Raw genomic sequence first — 16198 nt, 5'->3', positions numbered from 1 at the left:
GGCGGCACCAACCCAAACTTTTGCCCAGAGAGGGGGGATTTCAAATGAATAACACGCGTATTTTAAAAATGCCCAAAGGTAGACCAGCTTAACAGATAAAAGTTTCAGAATTATGGCGAAATTTAATTATCAGACGCTGCTGCCGATACAAACTTTAACGTTACGAGCATTCCGCTACAACCATTTAAGAAGCTATCGCTAGATAAATAAATTATTTTAGGATTACGAAGTGAGAAAGAGCATACTCGGTAGGCACAAACAAAATCGATTCATCGAGTTATTTGTAGCGGGTACAACAGCACGAACAGCCGCCTCTTTAGCTGGCGTCAGTGAAACAACGGCGGGATATTACTTTCATCGACTTAGACAGGTTATCTATGACACAGTAAGCTGTTCGCAAACAAGCCTAACTACAATAACAGAATAGAGAGTTTTTAAAACCAAGCAAAGCGGCATATGCGTCAGTTTAACGGCGTACTAAAAGGCCATTCTCATCTCTTTTTGAAGGAGTGTGAATGGCGATTTAACAATAATGATCCAAAAAGTCAGCTAAAACAACTAAGTCAATGAGCCTGTAAAGTTTTCTGTGTAACTGCCTGGGCTAAATATATTCCGCTAAGCGTTCTACGAACTCAATCATAAATCTATTCAGTGCTGGTTTCCAATGACGGATCGGCATTGTCCACTTTTTCGATGCGGCCTGGATTGCCAGATAGATTACCTTCTTTGCCGAGTCATCGGTTGGAAATAATTTCCGTTTTTTGATCACTTTGCGAATGACGCTGTTCAGCGGCTAATGGTGTTGTTCGTGCAGATCACTTTTCGTTTGTCCTCCGGGTAGCTGAACAGCGTGTTGATATTCTGCAGATGGGCACGCCAGGAGCGGCTGATCCGGGGGTACTTGTTGTCCCATCGGTCAGAGAATTTATCCAGCGCCAATAAGGCTTCTTCCTCGGTGATGGACTGGTAAATCTTTTTCAAATCAGCCGTGACAGGCTTGTAGTCTTTCCAAGGCACGTACTTCATCGAGTTCCGTACCATATGCACGATACAGAGCTGAATCTGGGTATCCGGAAAGGCCATGTTGATGGCATCAGGAAAGCCTTTTAAGCCATCGACACAGGCAATCAAAATATCCTTCACACCGCGGTTTTGAAGCTCTGTCAACACGTTCAGCCAGAATTTGGCCCCCCTCATTCTCCGATAGCCACATCCCTAATAATTCCTTGTGGCCTTCCAGGTTAACGCCCAGAGCGAGGTAAATCGCTTTGTTGATCACTTTCTTGTCTTGCCTGATTTTAACGACAATGCAGTCCAGATAAACAATAGGATAAATCGCATCCAGGGGGCGAGATTGCCATTCAACAACCTGTTCGATAACTGCATCAGTGACTTTGGATATGAGTGTGGCAGAGACATCGGCCCCATACATCTCCTTGAATAAAGCTGCCCGCTCTATCTCGCGGGGTATCCAGTTCAAACTAGCCATCTTCCGTTTGCAAGGTCTTGCTGGTAGTGCCGTTGCGGCTATTACTCGCTTCGGATTGTTAATGCTTGGCAAAGCCAAGATGATCAGCCAGTTCAGCATTGAGTGCTGCCTCGACCGTGATCCTGGTCAGCATTTGCCGAAACTCGTTGAGATCTTCTTCAGTTTTGATGTTTTTAGCGGCCGCCTGGGCTATCGCCTGGAGCTCTTTCTTGTCGATTATCTGCCTATCCTCTCCCTTGTTTGGGTTTAATGATAGACAGTTACACAGAATTCAGGACAGTCTCGTGTCATTCCTTAACGGTGAGCAATAGTCCCCGAACCAAAAACGCCCCATGACATAGTCATGGGGCTTCAATAATGGTGGCTACGAGTGGAGTTGAACCACCGACCTACGGGTTATGAGTCCGTCGCTCTAACCATCTGAGCTACGTAGCCAAGTGGCAGGAAAATATACCGGGGGTAGCTACAGGTGTCAATATGTAGTAGCTGTTCGGGTACAACGCCGAAGGCATAGGTCTGCCCACAAGATTTTTTCAGTGGATATACGTTGCGTTCTGCAACGCTGCAATAATCCACTTCAGATCAAACATTAAACCTAAAATGAACCACATCACCATCCTGAACCACATACTCTTTCCCTTCGAGCCTCAGCTTGCCGGCCTCTTTAGCACCCTGTTCGCCATTGCAGGCCACAAAGTCTTCGTAAGAGGTCACTTCGGCACGAATGAATCCACACTGAAAATCTGTATGGATAACCCCTGCCGCCTGAGGAGCAGTCGCACCAATGGGTATTGTCCAGGCACGCACCTCTTTCACTCCCGCAGTAAAGTAAGTTTTGAGGTTTAATAATCTGTAACCTGCCCTGACCACCCTATCCAGACCAGGTTCATCTAGGCCCATATCAGCCAGAAACTCCTGTTTCGCCTCATCATCCAGTTCCGCTATCTCGGCTTCAATGGAGGCACAGACAGGAACCACATCTGAACCTTCCGCTGCAGCCAACTCTCGTACCGCATCCAATAACAGGTTATCGATAAAGCCGTCTTCAGCGACATTGGCAATATAGAGGATTGGTTTGGCAGTGATCAGGTGCAAATCATTCAGAGCGCACTGCTGATCCTCATCCAGCTCCATTGAGCGAATCGGTTCACCCGCATCCAGATGAGCGACAACAGACTCTAGCAGCGCTTTCTTAGCCAGTGTTTTTTTATCGCCCGTCTTTGACTGACGAGCTACTTTGTCCAGAGATTTTTCAACACTCTCCAGATCAGCCAGGGCAAGTTCTGTATTGATCACCTCAATATCCGAAATGGGATCTATCGTACCCGCCACGTGCACCACATCGTCATTTACAAAACAGCGCACCACATGGCAGACCGCATCTGTCTCACGGATATTGGCAAGAAATTTATTACCCAGGCCTTCACCCTTGGAGGCACCCGCCACCAAGCCCGCTATATCCACAAATTGCATGGTTGTAGAAACAATATTCTGTGGCTTGACGATACCCGCAATGATGGCCTGCCTCGGATCGTTCACCGGCACCACGCCGACATTGGGGTCGATCGTGCAAAAAGGGTAGTTTTCCGCCGCGATGGTCGCCTGTGTCAGCGCATTGAAAAGTGTGGATTTACCCACATTAGGCAGACCCACAATACCGCACTTAAAACCCATGATTGTTTGCCCCAAAAAGAATAAAGAGGGAAGGATAGGTGAATTGAAAGCGCGTTGCCAGTCCAACAGAGACGCTGTTCGACTAAATACATGAAGGAGTAAAGGATGTACTGCTCTGATTATTCATCTGACACTGATAGAGTTTATCAAAATCAGCGATTCATAATATCTCACTTACGCCTTCATTGGCATCGCGCAACGCAACACTCGAGGGTTTCTCTGCATATTCTCCGAGCTGAAGCACCATCCCCATGGCAGAGCTGTCCATGTACTCTGCCTTTGCCAGATCCACCACAAACTGCTCACCCTTAGAGTAGCCTTTATAGGCTTCAAGAAACTCCTGCAATCAACTACCAAATTGTCTGCCAGATTCCCTTCTCTCTGTAATCTTAAAAAAATGATCCTGATAGTGAGCCCAGGGCCACAGAAAAGCGCCCCTCAAAATTGGAGCCGGTGATAGGAGTCGAACCCACGACATCTTCATTACAAGTGAAGCGCTCTACCAACTGAGCTACACCGGCGTTAACTGCAGCAACCTTCTCTTTTTCGACAAGCTTGCGTTTTGCGCGGGCCTATTCTAGAAGATCCCACTTGGCGTGACAATGCTGGAACAGCTATAAATTTCGAGTTTTAGCTTTGGATACTGCTCCAGAAGCTGTCTTGACATTTTTTCACTCAAGATCTCTTCTGCCCGATAATCCACCCAATAGAGAGGCGCATCAATATACCCTGGCTGAACTTCCGTCGGCTGACCTTTATCAGTAAGCTCCTGTTGACGCTTTTCAGCATTGCCCTGTTTTGAAAACACCCCTAATGAGATGCCATTCTTCCGGTCTCCCCTTAAGAACCTGCGGATATCCTTCACCCCCTGCGCTCCCAACTCTTTGACCATCTTAATTGCCACCGCCTGGCTCTCCAGTGGCGGAATAATAACCCAATATCCAATCGTCTTTTTGCGTGTCTCGCTGCGTAGCAATGCCTTAATGTCAGCTTGCAACAACTTACCCAAGATAGATCTCGCACGTGAACCGTATTCCAACGGTCCGAAGGCGCCACAGGACATAGTCACCGTTTTTTTAGGCACCACTGCTTGTTCCTGACGCTCTTCAGAATCCGACTCATTCTCCTGCATAATCTCCACTACGACAGTGGGTTCTTCATTTTCGGCTGCCGGCCCCTGAGGGATATTTTCGATTATCGTTTCCCCAACCAGCAAATCCTGAGATGGCAATTGTACCGAAGTTGGGATCGTTCCAGCTTCTGACAGTAAACGCAAATCACCCAGGGCTGCGGGGAAAGCCAGGGTAGTAGTGTCAGCAGATTGCTCACGCTGAAAACCCCATCCAAAAATCACCAAATTGCCAATCAGCAGTAACAGAAACAACCATTTCATAGCCCCCCCCCCATCACCAAACAACCCAACCCTCTCATCACAAGATCAGGGATTACTTCATAAGGTGAATCAAGGGCACCCGACAGTAGTCCGGCATCACTACCAGTAAGCACCAGTGAAGGCCTCACTCCCCGTTGCTGCGCTGTAACCACCACGACACGATCTATCAGGGTAACTGCAGAGTACAGTGCGGCTGAAGCAATACACCCAGCTGTATCCTTCCCAAGGAACCCTTCCGGTTGTGCAAGTTCAGTCCAGGGAATTCGGGTTTTGTCCAAAAGCGCCTCCCTCATTAGATTGAAACCAGGTAAAATGAGCCCCCCCTGATGCCTTCCCTGATTATCTATCACATCGATGGTAATTGCCGTACCGCAATCCACGATACAAACATCGCCACTCATCTGCTGGTGGACAGCAATCAAGGCCAGCCAGCGATCAATACCTAATTTTCGGGGATCACTGTAAGCGTTAGTCACACCCAATGCCGTGGCGGTTACTCTGACAACTGCAGGTTCAATGGCCCATTTATTTTTTATCCACTCACAAATCAACTCCTCTAGTTCAAAACTAGCAACGTTAGCAATCAGCACTTGAGAAGACGGAGTTTGGTCACTCCAGCAGGTGTCTGGAAAACGGCCATCCATCTCCCCGTGAGCAACACGTTCCACCGGGGACAAGCCCGCCTCGGTCAACCAGGCCCATTTCAGACTAGTATTACCGATATCGATCAGCAGTGCATTGACGTTGCTATTTACTCCTATCATCACCGTAGAGCGCCTTCATAGTGGACGTAAACTAACTTCGCCGCCATGATAGATCTTTATCTCACCATTTTCCTCTAACCGGAGCGCCCCTGAAGAGTCTATGCCTGAATGGATGCCCTCAATATGCCGTGTTCCCATCCGCAGTACTACGGCTTTGCCGTGATAGAGGTCGTGCCTCTGCCACTCTGCGGTAAACGGAGCCAAACCTTCTTGTTCAAATCCTGCCATCACCTCCAGCAGATTACCCAGTAAAACGGCAACCAACTCATTCCTTGATATACCACCTCCTCCGGGAATCTGAATCAGATCTATCCAGGGTTGGTCGATATCGGCACCCTGAGCTTTGGTCAGTAGGGTATTCAACCCCAAACCCAGTACCACACAACTGGGCCCAGTCTGCTCCCCTGTCACTTCAAGAAGTAAGCCCGCCAGTTTACGCCCGTCACAAAGTAAATCATTTGGCCATTTCAGCCCAACGCCATTGACGCCCAATGCCTCCAGGCTACGCATAACCCCAATGCCCACAGCAAGACTTAGGCCAGTGAGCTCAACAGGAGCCAGAGTATAACGCCACAATATCGAGATATAGATATTACTGCCGTAGGGCGATATCCACTGCCGCCCCCTGCGGCCGCGCCCGGAGTATTGCTGTTCAGCCAGTGCGACACACCCTGAATCCACGCCTTCAGCACCAAGCGCCATAAGATAGCTGTTGGTGGATTTAATCCGATGGTGAATCTCAAGCCTGGATAATAGCTGGCGCGACTTAGGCGGAATTGAGGAGGTAATAAGATTTTCGTCCAGTAGATCCAGTGGCTGCGCCAGACGATATCCCCTACCCCGCACCGCAAACAGATCCAGGTCGAGCTGTTCCCGAATATGTCTGATCTGCTTCCAGATGGCAGCACGACTAATGCCCAATTTTTTAGCCAACGCTTCTCCTGAGTGAAAGCGGCCATCCGACAACATTTTTACTATTTGGTAATGGATCTCCATACAACTAGTCTACCAGAGCACTAAATTATTAGTGCTGCTCTGTTATTTTACCTTCAGCCAATGCCGCAGCCTCTCCAACTGACTGCTCCGGCATCATTCATCAACCACAGACGCAGGTATCCATTGGCGATGGTTTAGGGGTCAGGTGAAAACACATTAATTCATCTCTCCTGAAAGCGTGAATCTCAATTGACTGCCCAGCGGGAATTCTCGCGATAAGTTTATCAGCTCTTCCCCTAATCGGAGAGGGTAAGTATCATCAACCACTCCCTCAGGATAAAGATTCAGCCCTCCAAGGTGAAGGTAGATTGCACTGGCAAACCGTTTCTTGTTGCGGAAACCTCTGCTATGCACCTTGATCATCTTGATTCGGCTGCTGAGACTTTCTGCCAGACCATTACTCACTTCCAAAACAACAGCGTTCAATATTTCCCACAGATGATCCTTGATTGTTCCTGCCACTTTCTTGATTGGCTCCAGGCCGCTGCCCATGACAATCACCGCTCCCAGCCTTTACTTGCTCATGTCTTGAGAGTGACATGGCAAACTCTTTGATCCCTCCAGGCACGGGCAGTCTTCAGCGTGCTTCACGTAGCACCTTGAACCGCAATTTCGGTCTGCACGTCATATCCTCCGGGTTATAGAACCAGTCATACTGGCTGCCTTTAAGGTCTTCAGAGCTTTGTGCTCTTGACAGCGTGCCTTGTCTACCGCCTCACCGAGGTACTTGGCGACATGGAATTTATCAAAGACAATCTTCTCTTCAGCCCTAGGCAGGCTTTTCAGTGTGGCATTGATAAAGGCTGGTCACATATCCATGGAGACACTCTCTATCGCTTCTCGCTGCTCCTCTACTAGACCTTCGTACCATGCTTTGAGCATCGCCTTTTTGCGGTCACTGCCCACGTGTAGCACTGTACCTGCATCCTGGTCTGATAAGACTGTTGCATAATCATGGCGTTTCTTGAGGGCCATCTCATCAACACCAATATATGTTGGGCTGATCTCTATTCTACGTGCCAGCCCTCGCTTAACCGCCCGCTGCATAATTCCATCAATGGCATTCCAACTCAGCCCCATCAATCGGGAGACTGCCGAGATGGACGCCTCTTTCAACCAATCGATCACCAGCGCCTCAAACATTGCAGTAAACCCAGAGCCCGGTTCCACCAGCAGCGCTTGCATGAGTCATAGCCCGGTAAGACCTGCTCCACAGGTTGAACAACACTGCTTGGCACCTGCCTCCTGCTCAACCTGTACCGTTACCTCTCTGACAGAGCCAACTCTACACTGCTGACCTGCCAAGAGCTTGATACCCAGGATCTGGGCGTGTAGATCTTTATCTCTCATAAATAGGGGGGTACGTTAATCTACCCACCCTAATTTAGGGGAAGAGCCTCAATTTTTACACCGCTACACCATTAATGAACTCTACCCTTTTAGGAAAATTCAGCGCGGGGAGATCAAATCGCAGATTAAACTGACACGCTGAAAAACGACTTTAATCAGGATTTCCGGTCTTTACCTGTATAAAACTGCGGCCACTGCCGTTCAACAACAAGACCATCGCTGGCCAGAGCATAGCAAGTGTCGAGAATTCCCGGCTTGGAGTGGCTGGCTTCATTGTTTGCGCGCTCTTCCAAAGCTTTATGCATGGTCTGGAAAGCAGTGGTTGCCAAAGGACCTAATAACTCCAACAGATGGGTACACCCTTGGGTTCGCCCTACCCTGGCACGTACGTCACGCATCCATCCCGAACCGATCTTCAATCCGATCAACAGCCGCATTCCCGCTGCCGTCTCTTTACACACCTTAAAGGGGGTATCATCGGTAACCGCCACCACATCATGAATGTTAAAATCCAGGTCAAGAGTCACCCTCAAGCTCATATCATGAACCGGCTCACCTGCCTCGATAATTCCACCCCGGTCCTGATTGGGAAATCCATAGGTCTTGGTATCGGTTAGATGCGCTTCGATATCCCACAGGCCATCGCTTCGGCTAAAGCCTTCACAGACAATTCGGCGGGTGTGAAGGTGTTTTCGTGCAACAGGCTCTAGTAAAGGCACAGGCAATCAGTCCAACTATGGCTCCGGAAAGGCCGATTATAACTTACAGACAACCACCGGCCTAACCTGTGTCTCTCTGGAAACCGTCAAACAAAGGAACACAGGAGAGACCGGTAAGGGAAAGAAGCTTGGAGATAGCTATCGTTTCTGGATAGACACTCACTGTTAATTGGCTTCATGATGATATACTTGAAGCATTCAAATCCTCAACATAAGCGTTCTGATGACGGTAACAACCCTTGGGTGGAAGCACAGGTGATCTATTTTGAGTTATTGAGATAGGGTCAGTTTTGCAGGCCAAACTATCGCCGGTGAAAGAGCACTACTCGGAACGGCTGACATAACCCGGTAATAAAGGCTCAAGCTGACGCCAGACATTATCCAGCATCACTGGCTGTCCATTGCCATTTGGGTGAATATTATCGCCCTGCATCCATCCGGGTCGATCGGCTACGCCATCGAGAAAAAACGGGACTAGTGGTACTGCCGTCCGGGTTGATACCTGCTGGTAAATTCCAAGGAACTTTTCAGTAAATACCTTGCCGAAATTAGGCGGTAACATCATGCCCAGTAACAGTACACGGCTTTCAGCGTCGAGGCCCAATCTGACCATCTGTTCCAAATTACGCCTTGTCTGCTGAAAACCGAAGCCGCGCAGGCCATCGTTGCCACCCAGTTCAATAATCAGAACGGCAGGTTTATGCTGTTGAATTGCCCGGGGAAGGCGATTAAGCCCACCAATCGTGGTGTCACCTGATATGCTGGCATTGATCACCCGATGGGGATAATGACTTGCCACCAAGCGTTTCTGTAACAGGCTTACCCATCCGGCCTCCTGCTCGATACCATAGGCGGCACTAAGACTGTCACCCAACACCAGGATGACGGGTGGACCGGCCTGGCAGGCGATGGAACTCAACATAAGAAATATCAGGAGCAGTTTTTTCATGACAACTGATTCTATCACTTCTCCCGTGAAGGCCAACCAGCTTGGAAAACAAGTGGATGGTCCAGACGGCAGACTCACCATCCTGGAAGACGTCACGCTGCAACTGGCACCGGGTGAGGTAACGGCGATACAGGGGGCATCCGGTTCGGGAAAATCGACTCTGCTTGGATTGCTTGCGGGACTGGATGATGCCACCAGCAGTGAGATCCATCTCTTTGGTCACTCACTCACCGGCATGAATGAGGATGCTCGTGCCGGCCTGCGTGCCGGGCGTGTTGGTTTTGTATTTCAGTCATTTCAACTGCTTACCGGGATGACAGCACTGGAGAATGTGATGTTGCCCCTGGAACTCTCCGGACATGCGAACACGGCCGCCGAAGCAACGGATGCCCTGAACCAAGTAGGACTGTCACAACGGCTGGATCACTACCCCGGGCAACTCTCTGGAGGAGAGCAGCAGCGTGTCGCTATCGCCCGTGCTTTTGCCGCCAAACCTCAACTACTGTTTGCCGACGAGCCCACTGGCAGCCTCGATCAGATCACCGGAAACATCATTATCGACCTGCTGTTTAAAATGCGTGAGCAGACAGGGACTGCACTGCTGCTGGTCACTCATGATCAAGGTCTTGCGGCTCGCTGTGACCACCGGCTTCTGCTGGAAGCGGGCCGCCTGAAGTCCGGAGCATGAAGGCACTGCTCCTGGCATTCCGCTTTCTTCGCCGTGACTGGCGCAGCGGAGAGTTACGTCTGCTGGTGCTGGCCCTGGTAGTCGCCGTTGCCGCCGTTACCGCAGTCGGTTTCTTTACCGACCGGGTTGACCGGACTATGACACTCCAGGCCGCTGAGATTCTCGCTGCAGATCTGGTGCTTTCCAGCAGCAATCCGATCCCAGCAATGTTCCCTGAACAGGCCACCGGTTTTGGCCTGGAAAGCGCCAAAACGCTCAGCTTCCCCAGCGTAGTAATGCAGGGTGAACAGACCCAGCTGGTAGAAGTAAAAGCCGTCAGCGCCAACTACCCGCTGCGTGGAGAGCTGCGAATTCACCCCACTCTCGGGGCAAAAGAGCTGACCATAAAACAGACACCACAGCCGGGGGAGGTCTGGGCCGAAGCACGTCTGTTGACCAGTCTTGGAGTGACACCCGGCGAGATGGTCTCCCTTGGCGAACGAAAATTCAGGATAGACAAAATCCTCAGTCGTGACTCCGGCGAAGGCAGCAGTTTTTTACGACTTGGTCCGAAACTGCTGATGCACCTCGATGACATCCCTTCAACAGGATTGGTCACCGCAGCCAGCCGGGTACGGCACCATCTACTGATTGCAGGCTCACGCAATGGCATCGAGCAGTTCATTGAATGGAGTAGTGGCAAACTGCCACAAGGTGTCCGATTACAGCACATGAGCAATACCCGGCCGGCAATGCGTAATGCACTGGACCTTGCAGGCCGCTTCCTCGGATTGGCAGCACTTGCAGCCGTGCTGGTGGCCGGCGCCACAGTGGCCTTATCGACCCGCCGTTTTGTTCAGCGCCAGTCAGATACCAGCGCCATCATGCGCTGCCTCGGGGCCAGCAGCCATCTGATTCTTAGCGTGCTGATGTTAAGATTGTTTCTCCTCGGCACCCTGGCCAGCCTGGCGGGAACCATGATCGGTTATTTTGGACAGTTTCTACTGGCTGACCTGCTGGGTAGCTGGTTCCCCGGTGGACTCCCCACCCCCGGCACTGGAACCAATTGCTATATGCCTGGGTACCGGCCTGATCACCCTCATCGGTTTCACCCTCCCACCAGCCACTCGGCTAGGCGCAGTCCCGCCGTTAAGGGTGCTCAGACGGGATCTCGGTGCCCCACCCCCAGGCGCCTGGCTGTCCGGCTTGAGTAGCCTTGGGGCGATCGCCCTGCTGATGTTCTGGCAGGCGGGAGATCTCACCTTGGCAACCCTGGTGCTGCTTGGCACACTGCTTGCCACCGGACTGCTGTTGCTGACTGCCTGGGCGCTAGTCCGGCTACTGTCGCCCCTGCGTCACCGGGGTGGAGCTATTTGGTGCTATGGCCTCGCCGGGTTGGCACGAAATCCGGGGATGACCGCCCTCCAACTAACCGGATTCGGTCTGGGAATACTGGCTATTCTGCTATTGGCCATCGTGCGTCTTGACCTGCTGACCGCATGGCAACGAACCATTCCAGCCGATACGCCAAATCAGTTTCTGATCAATATCCAGTCTGAAGAGCGTACAGCCCTGAGTCGTTTTCTGGCCGACACAGGCATATCAGAAAGCCATATCTATCCTATGCTGCGCGCCCGGCTTACCCATATCAACGACAGGAAAATTTCTGCCAAAGACTATAAAGAGGACCGGGCACAGCGGCTGGTATCCAGAGAATTCAACCTCTCCTCAGCAATGCAGATGCAGTCTGATAACCGCATTGTCAGCGGACGTTGGTGGCAGAAAGATCAACGTGATGCCGCCATCTTCTCCGTAGAGCATGAGCTGGCGAGCACACTGGGTATTCAATTGGATGATAAGATCACCTTCAATCTGGCCGGATCGGCAATTGAGGGCAAGGTAACCAATCTGCGTAGTGTCAAATGGGACTCATTCAAACCCAATTTCTTTATCATTGGCACCCCGGGGATGCTGAAACAGTACCCAACCAGTTACATCACCAGCTTCTTTCTCCCCCCCGGACGGGAAAAGCTGCTTTCAGATCTGGTCCGGCAGTTTCCATCGGTTACCACCATCGATGTTAGCGCCATTATGCAACAGATCAGGGAGAGCATAGCCCATGGTTCCCAGGCTGTGGAGTATGTTTTTTTTTACCCTGGGTGCCGGTCTGTTAATGCTTTACGCAGGAATTCAGGCCAACCGGGAACACCGGCGGCAAGAGTCTGCGATACTTCGTACCCTGGGAATGCAACAGCGTGAACTGCTGGCGGCAATATGGGTGGAGTTTTTCACCCTGGGTGTGCTGGCAGGCCTCCTGGCAAGCAGCTGCGCCAGTCTGACAGGCTGGTTACTGGCAACCGAGGTGTTCGGGTTTGATTTTCACCTCAACCCCTGGCTCTGGATTGTTGGGGTCTTCGCCAGCGGCGCCGGTATCGGGACTGCCGGTCTCCTGGCCAGTTACCCGCTGACCGTTCAGCCGCCGCTGCAAACTTTACGGGGAAATTGACCCTCCCATGCAGTTGAAGTCACACCCGGCTTTTTTACTCACCCGACACTGGAGAGATGGCCCAAACGGCATCGAACTGACTTTCTGGGCCTGCACTCCGGATAGTCCATTGCGTTTGGTTATTCCAAACCAGAAAGCTGTCTGCTTTATCGCTGAAGAAGATGATCTGGAAGCCGCAGGATTGCAGTTCGAACGCAAGCATCTGGCATTGAGAAATCTGGCAGGGGAACCGATTGACGGCCTCTATTTCAATCAGCAGAAAGAGTTGCAATCGACGCGTGAAAGAGCAGCCAACCAGGGAGTTCTGCTGCTAGAGTCGGATATCAAATCATCCGACCGCTACCTGATGGAGCGTTTCATCACCGCACCTATGACGATCAGTGGTGAGTCCCGGGTGAAATCGGGTTTTCAGGAATTGACAGCGCCCGGTATCAAACCCGGTGACTACCGACCGGAGTTCAGTTATCTGAGTCTCGACATCGAGACAGATGGCATGAATGGTGAAATTCTATCTATCGCCCTCTGCGGTCGCGGGCATGAAGAGATATTGATGCAGGGAGAGGCTGAGGAGTGGCAGAGCACGCTCCCCCTGTACTGGTTCAGAAATGAGGCTGATCTGCTCCGGGGCTTTCTCGGTCGATTCCAGCAGCTCGATCCCGATCTGATTCTTGAGTGGAACCTGATTAATTTCGATCTCGACTATCTGGAACGGCGCTGCCGCCACCACCGCATCCCCTTCACGCTGGGACGAGGTAGCGAGATTGCCGCTATCCTGCAACCGAAACAGCAGGGACAGTTACGGGGCGCCAGTATCCCCGGACGGGTTGCCCTGGATGGCATCGACAATTTGAAAAGTGCCTTCTGGTCTTTCAGCAGTTTTGCCTTGGGCAATGTGGCCAGTGAACTACTTGGGCGCACAAAACTGATTGCCAGCACAGAGGACAAGATTGCAAAGATCCGTCGACTGTTCCGGGAAGACCGGCCGGCGCTGGCAGCCTACAACCTGGAGGATTGCCGCCTGGTAGAGGCGATCTTTAAAAAGACCGATCTGGTCAACTTCATTACCCAACGCAGTCTGATGACAGGACTTCCCTTGGGGCGCCAGGGTGGGTCAGTGGCGGCCTTTGATAACCTCTATCTCCCTCAGCTGCATCGGGCCGGGGCCTATGATATTGGCGCCATTCAGCACACGATCTCCAGCCCCGGTGGCTATGTCATGGAGTCTCAACCGGGGCTTTACGAGAATGTGCTGGTGCTCGACTTCAAGAGCCTCTATCCGAGTATTATCCGTACCTTCCGTGTCGATCCACTAGGCATGGCATTTCCCGGAGATGACCCGATACCAGGCTTTCTCGAGGCCCAGTTTTCCCGGCAGAAGAGCATTCTGCCTGAGATCATCAGCCAACTTTGGGCGCAACGGGACCAGGCCAAACAAGCCAACAACAAGTCACTCTCCCAGGCCACCAAAATTATCATGAACTCGTTTTACGGTGTCCTCGGTTCCAGCGGCTGCCGTTTCTACGATCCCCAGCTGGCCAGTAGCATCACCCGTCGTGGCCATGAGATCATCACCCGCAGCAGGAACTGGCTGGAAGCCAAGGGCTATCGGGTAATCTATGGTGATACAGATTCGGTATTTGTACTGCTCGGAGAGAACCACAACGAACAGCAGGCGGGAACTATCGGAACCCGGCTTGCCCAAGATCTCAATCGCTGGTGGAATCAATTCATAAAGGAGACTTTCAACCTGCCCTCCTATCTGGAGATCGAATTCGAGACTCACTTCATTCGTTTTCTGATGCCGACTATTCGCGGCTCTGAAACCGGCCGTAAAAAACGCTACGCGGGGTACATTCGTAACGGGAAAGGAGAGTATGAGCTGATTTTCAAAGGTCTGGAGAGTGTACGCAGTGACTGGACTCCGCTGGCCCAGGTATTCCAGCGGGAACTCTATCGACGGGTTTTCTTTAATGAACCCTATAACAATTACATTTCAGATACGGTGCAGCAGCTCAACGCCGGAGAGCTGGATGGGCAACTGGTCTATCGCAAACGGTTACGCCGTCCCTTGAACGACTACCAGCGCAATATCCCACCCCATGTACAGGCTGCCCGCAAGCAGAAAAAAAGCGGGCGTTGGGTGAGTTACATAATTACCGTTAATGGTCCAGAACCGGTTTCTGAGAGATTCAGCGCCATCGATTATCAGCACACTATCTGGATCGTCAGTTGGCCCCAGCGGCAGATGGCATTCTCTACTTTCTGGAAGACAGTTTTAAACGTATTACCGATGATCAGATGGCGTTGTTCTGACGCGCAACAGCTTGATCAGCGCCTCCACTTTGTGGAAAGTCTCCTGATATTCCGTTTCCAGTTGTGAGTCGGCCACCACACCACCACCGGCCCAGAAGCGCATGGTGCCATCGATATGCAACAGCGTTCGAATCGCGATATTGCTATCCATATCGCCATTGAAGCCAATATAACCTATGGAACCACAATAGACACTCCGCCGGTGAGGTTCCAGCTCTTCAATAATCTCCATCGCCCGCAGTTTTGGTGCGCCGGTTATCGAGCCACCGGGAAAGCAGTTGCGCAGCAGGCTGATAGCATCTTCACCTTGAGCCAGCCGACCCTGAATAGTGCTGACCAGATGATGCACCGTGGAAAAGGTCTCAACCTCAAACAACCGAGGTACCCTGACGCTGTCAGGGGTACAGGATTTGCTCAGATCATTACGCAACAGATCCACGATCATCAGGTTTTCCGCTCGATCTTTGCTGCTTCCGGCCAATGCGGTTATTTGTGCGCAATCCGATTCCGGGGTGGTTCCTCTTGGAAAAGTTCCCTTGATCGGCTTGCTCTCCACTTCACCACTGCGTAATTCCAGGAAGCGTTCCGGCGACGAGCTAAGAATCTGCACATCCGGCGTATTCAGGTAGGCCGCAAAGGGGGCCGGATTGAGTTGCTGCAGTTTTTTATAAGCGAGCCAAGGCTCCCCTTCTGTCTCAACTGAAAACCGCTGGGCAAGGTTAACCTGGTAGCAATCACCTTCCCGGATATAGTGCTGAATACGATTGAACGCATCAGCATAGCATTCTGCCGACATGTTGGAATGAATATCACTCATCACACTGAACCGTGTAAAAAATTCATTCTCCTGGGGCTCGCTGAAAAGCGCTTCGAGTTGACTCCACTTCTCCTGAGTGGCCGGATCACGCCCCTGCCCTGCCAACCAGCTGCGCTGTTGTTGATGGTCCACCACCAGAGCCCAGTCATAGATACCCACCGCCATTTCAGGCAGCGAGTCGCCTATCTCTTCCAGGGAAGGAAGACGTTCCAGCCGTTGACCGAGATCGTAGGCAAAGTAGCCGATAGCACCACCACAAAAAGGGAGTCTGCAATTTTCAGCATAAAACGGACTCAGCACCTTCCGCAGTAGTTCAAAAGGATCATCTTTAAACCAGCAACGTCCGCCTCTGTCCACTATCTCCGTTTCTGCCCCTCTGGTCACCAGAGTCATCATCGGATCGCATGCAAGAATATCGTAGCGGCCCTGGCTACTGCCGGGTTTGCCACTGTCGAGAAATACCGCCCAGAGACGCCCGGCAATCGCATCGAAGAGGCGATGGCTATCAGCAATATAGGGGAGATCCTGCAACAGGGATGGAGCCATATTCAGTCTGAGCGT

The 16198-nt window shown here is 51.4% G+C and carries 16 protein-coding genes, 2 tRNA genes and 3 pseudogenes; 6 read left to right on the top strand and 15 right to left on the bottom strand.

The annotated features are described in order from the left end of the window. Positions 1-229: 229 nt before the first annotated feature. A pseudogene (locus tag MN084_RS03135) lies at positions 230-570 on the top strand (hypothetical protein). 31 nt (positions 571-601) lie between these two features. On the opposite strand, the pseudogene MN084_RS03130 reads toward MN084_RS03135, so the two are convergent. The 14 genes and pseudogenes from MN084_RS03130 to MN084_RS03070 all read right to left on the bottom strand — a co-directional run bounded on the left by MN084_RS03130 (position 602) and on the right by MN084_RS03070 (position 9334). Beyond that, positions 602-1706 (bottom strand): annotated as a pseudogene (locus MN084_RS03130) (IS256 family transposase). 141 nt (positions 1707-1847) lie between these two features. Next, positions 1848-1924, bottom strand: a tRNA-Met gene (locus tag MN084_RS03125). A 147-nt stretch (positions 1925-2071) separates the two neighbouring features. Further along, positions 2072-3163, bottom strand: a complete 1092-nt coding sequence (gene ychF / locus MN084_RS03120) for a redox-regulated ATPase YchF (RefSeq protein ID WP_241084887.1) — start codon at positions 3161-3163, stop codon at positions 2072-2074. A gap of 160 nt (positions 3164-3323) precedes the next feature. Continuing rightward, a complete protein-coding gene (locus tag MN084_RS03115) occupies positions 3324-3509 on the bottom strand; it encodes a hypothetical protein (RefSeq protein ID WP_241084888.1) in 186 nt (61 codons plus the stop codon). Positions 3510-3608: 99 nt separating this feature from the next. Then, positions 3609-3684: transfer RNA gene (locus MN084_RS03110), tRNA-Thr, on the bottom strand. A 56-nt stretch (positions 3685-3740) separates the two neighbouring features. Next, on the bottom strand, positions 3741-4556 hold the full coding sequence (locus MN084_RS03105) for an SPOR domain-containing protein (RefSeq protein WP_241084889.1): 816 nt from the start codon (positions 4554-4556) through the stop codon (positions 3741-3743). Continuing rightward, the gene (locus MN084_RS03100) at positions 4553-5320 is read right to left on the bottom strand and encodes a type III pantothenate kinase (RefSeq protein WP_241086013.1); all 768 of its coding nucleotides are present in this window, start codon (positions 5318-5320) and stop codon (positions 4553-4555) included. The genes MN084_RS03105 and MN084_RS03100 overlap by 4 nt, the downstream gene beginning before the upstream one ends. Positions 5321-5335: 15 nt before the next feature. Next, entirely contained in the window at positions 5336-6316 is a 981-nt protein-coding gene (birA, locus tag MN084_RS03095) for a bifunctional biotin--[acetyl-CoA-carboxylase] ligase/biotin operon repressor BirA (RefSeq protein ID WP_277400019.1), read from the bottom strand. A 156-nt stretch (positions 6317-6472) separates the two neighbouring features. After that, the gene (locus MN084_RS03090) at positions 6473-6808 is read right to left on the bottom strand and encodes a transposase (RefSeq protein ID WP_241084891.1); all 336 of its coding nucleotides are present in this window, start codon (positions 6806-6808) and stop codon (positions 6473-6475) included. Positions 6809-6940: 132 nt separating this feature from the next. Beyond that, positions 6941-7114 carry a transposase gene (locus tag MN084_RS19190; protein ID WP_445083939.1) on the bottom strand — a complete coding sequence of 58 codons (174 nt, stop codon included), beginning with the start codon at positions 7112-7114 and terminating at the stop codon, positions 6941-6943. 9 nt (positions 7115-7123) lie between these two features. Continuing rightward, positions 7124-7501, bottom strand: coding sequence for a transposase (locus tag MN084_RS03085; protein ID WP_330178311.1), 378 nt, complete (start codon positions 7499-7501; stop codon positions 7124-7126). Positions 7502-7504: 3 nt separating this feature from the next. Next, the gene (locus MN084_RS03080; protein ID WP_241084892.1) at positions 7505-7666 is read right to left on the bottom strand and encodes a hypothetical protein; all 162 of its coding nucleotides are present in this window, start codon (positions 7664-7666) and stop codon (positions 7505-7507) included. Between the two features lie 155 nt (positions 7667-7821). Next, positions 7822-8385: a DUF2889 domain-containing protein gene (locus MN084_RS03075; RefSeq protein ID WP_241084893.1), complete on the bottom strand. Its 564-nt coding sequence runs from the start codon at positions 8383-8385 to the stop codon at positions 7822-7824. A gap of 322 nt (positions 8386-8707) precedes the next feature. Next, positions 8708-9334, bottom strand: coding sequence for an arylesterase (locus tag MN084_RS03070; RefSeq protein ID WP_241084894.1), 627 nt, complete (start codon positions 9332-9334; stop codon positions 8708-8710). Between MN084_RS03070 and MN084_RS03065 the strand changes: the two genes are divergently transcribed. The 5 genes and pseudogenes from MN084_RS03065 (at position 9333) to MN084_RS03045 (ending at position 14820) form a co-directional block, all read left to right on the top strand. Then, positions 9333-10022: an ABC transporter ATP-binding protein gene (locus tag MN084_RS03065; protein WP_241084895.1), complete on the top strand. Its 690-nt coding sequence runs from the start codon at positions 9333-9335 to the stop codon at positions 10020-10022. The two genes, MN084_RS03070 and MN084_RS03065, sit on opposite strands and share 2 nt — an antisense overlap. After that, positions 10019-11215, top strand: a complete 1197-nt coding sequence (locus tag MN084_RS03060; RefSeq protein WP_241084896.1) for an ABC transporter permease — start codon at positions 10019-10021, stop codon at positions 11213-11215. Before MN084_RS03065 ends, MN084_RS03060 begins: the two co-directional genes overlap by 4 nt. After that, complete coding sequence (locus MN084_RS03055) at positions 11208-12260, top strand: ABC transporter permease (RefSeq protein ID WP_241084897.1); 1053 nt, start codon at positions 11208-11210, stop codon at positions 12258-12260. Before MN084_RS03060 ends, MN084_RS03055 begins: the two co-directional genes overlap by 8 nt. Next, the gene (locus MN084_RS03050) at positions 12142-12507 is read left to right on the top strand and encodes an FtsX-like permease family protein (RefSeq protein ID WP_330178310.1); all 366 of its coding nucleotides are present in this window, start codon (positions 12142-12144) and stop codon (positions 12505-12507) included. Before MN084_RS03055 ends, MN084_RS03050 begins: the two co-directional genes overlap by 119 nt. 7 nt (positions 12508-12514) lie before the next feature. Beyond that, positions 12515-14820: pseudogene (locus MN084_RS03045) on the top strand (DNA polymerase II). Here MN084_RS03045 and pabB read toward each other — a convergent pair. Beyond that, complete coding sequence (pabB, locus tag MN084_RS03040; protein WP_241084899.1) at positions 14792-16183, bottom strand: aminodeoxychorismate synthase component I; 1392 nt, start codon at positions 16181-16183, stop codon at positions 14792-14794. The pseudogene MN084_RS03045 and the gene pabB overlap by 29 nt on opposite strands. Positions 16184-16198: the final 15 nt, after the last annotated feature.

Source organism: Candidatus Vondammii sp. HM_W22, from assembly GCF_022530855.2.
Classification (GTDB): domain Bacteria; phylum Pseudomonadota; class Gammaproteobacteria; order Chromatiales; family Chromatiaceae; genus Vondammii.
The sequence above is the reverse complement of the archived record's forward strand: the minus strand, read 5'-3'. Positions and strand labels throughout refer to the sequence as shown.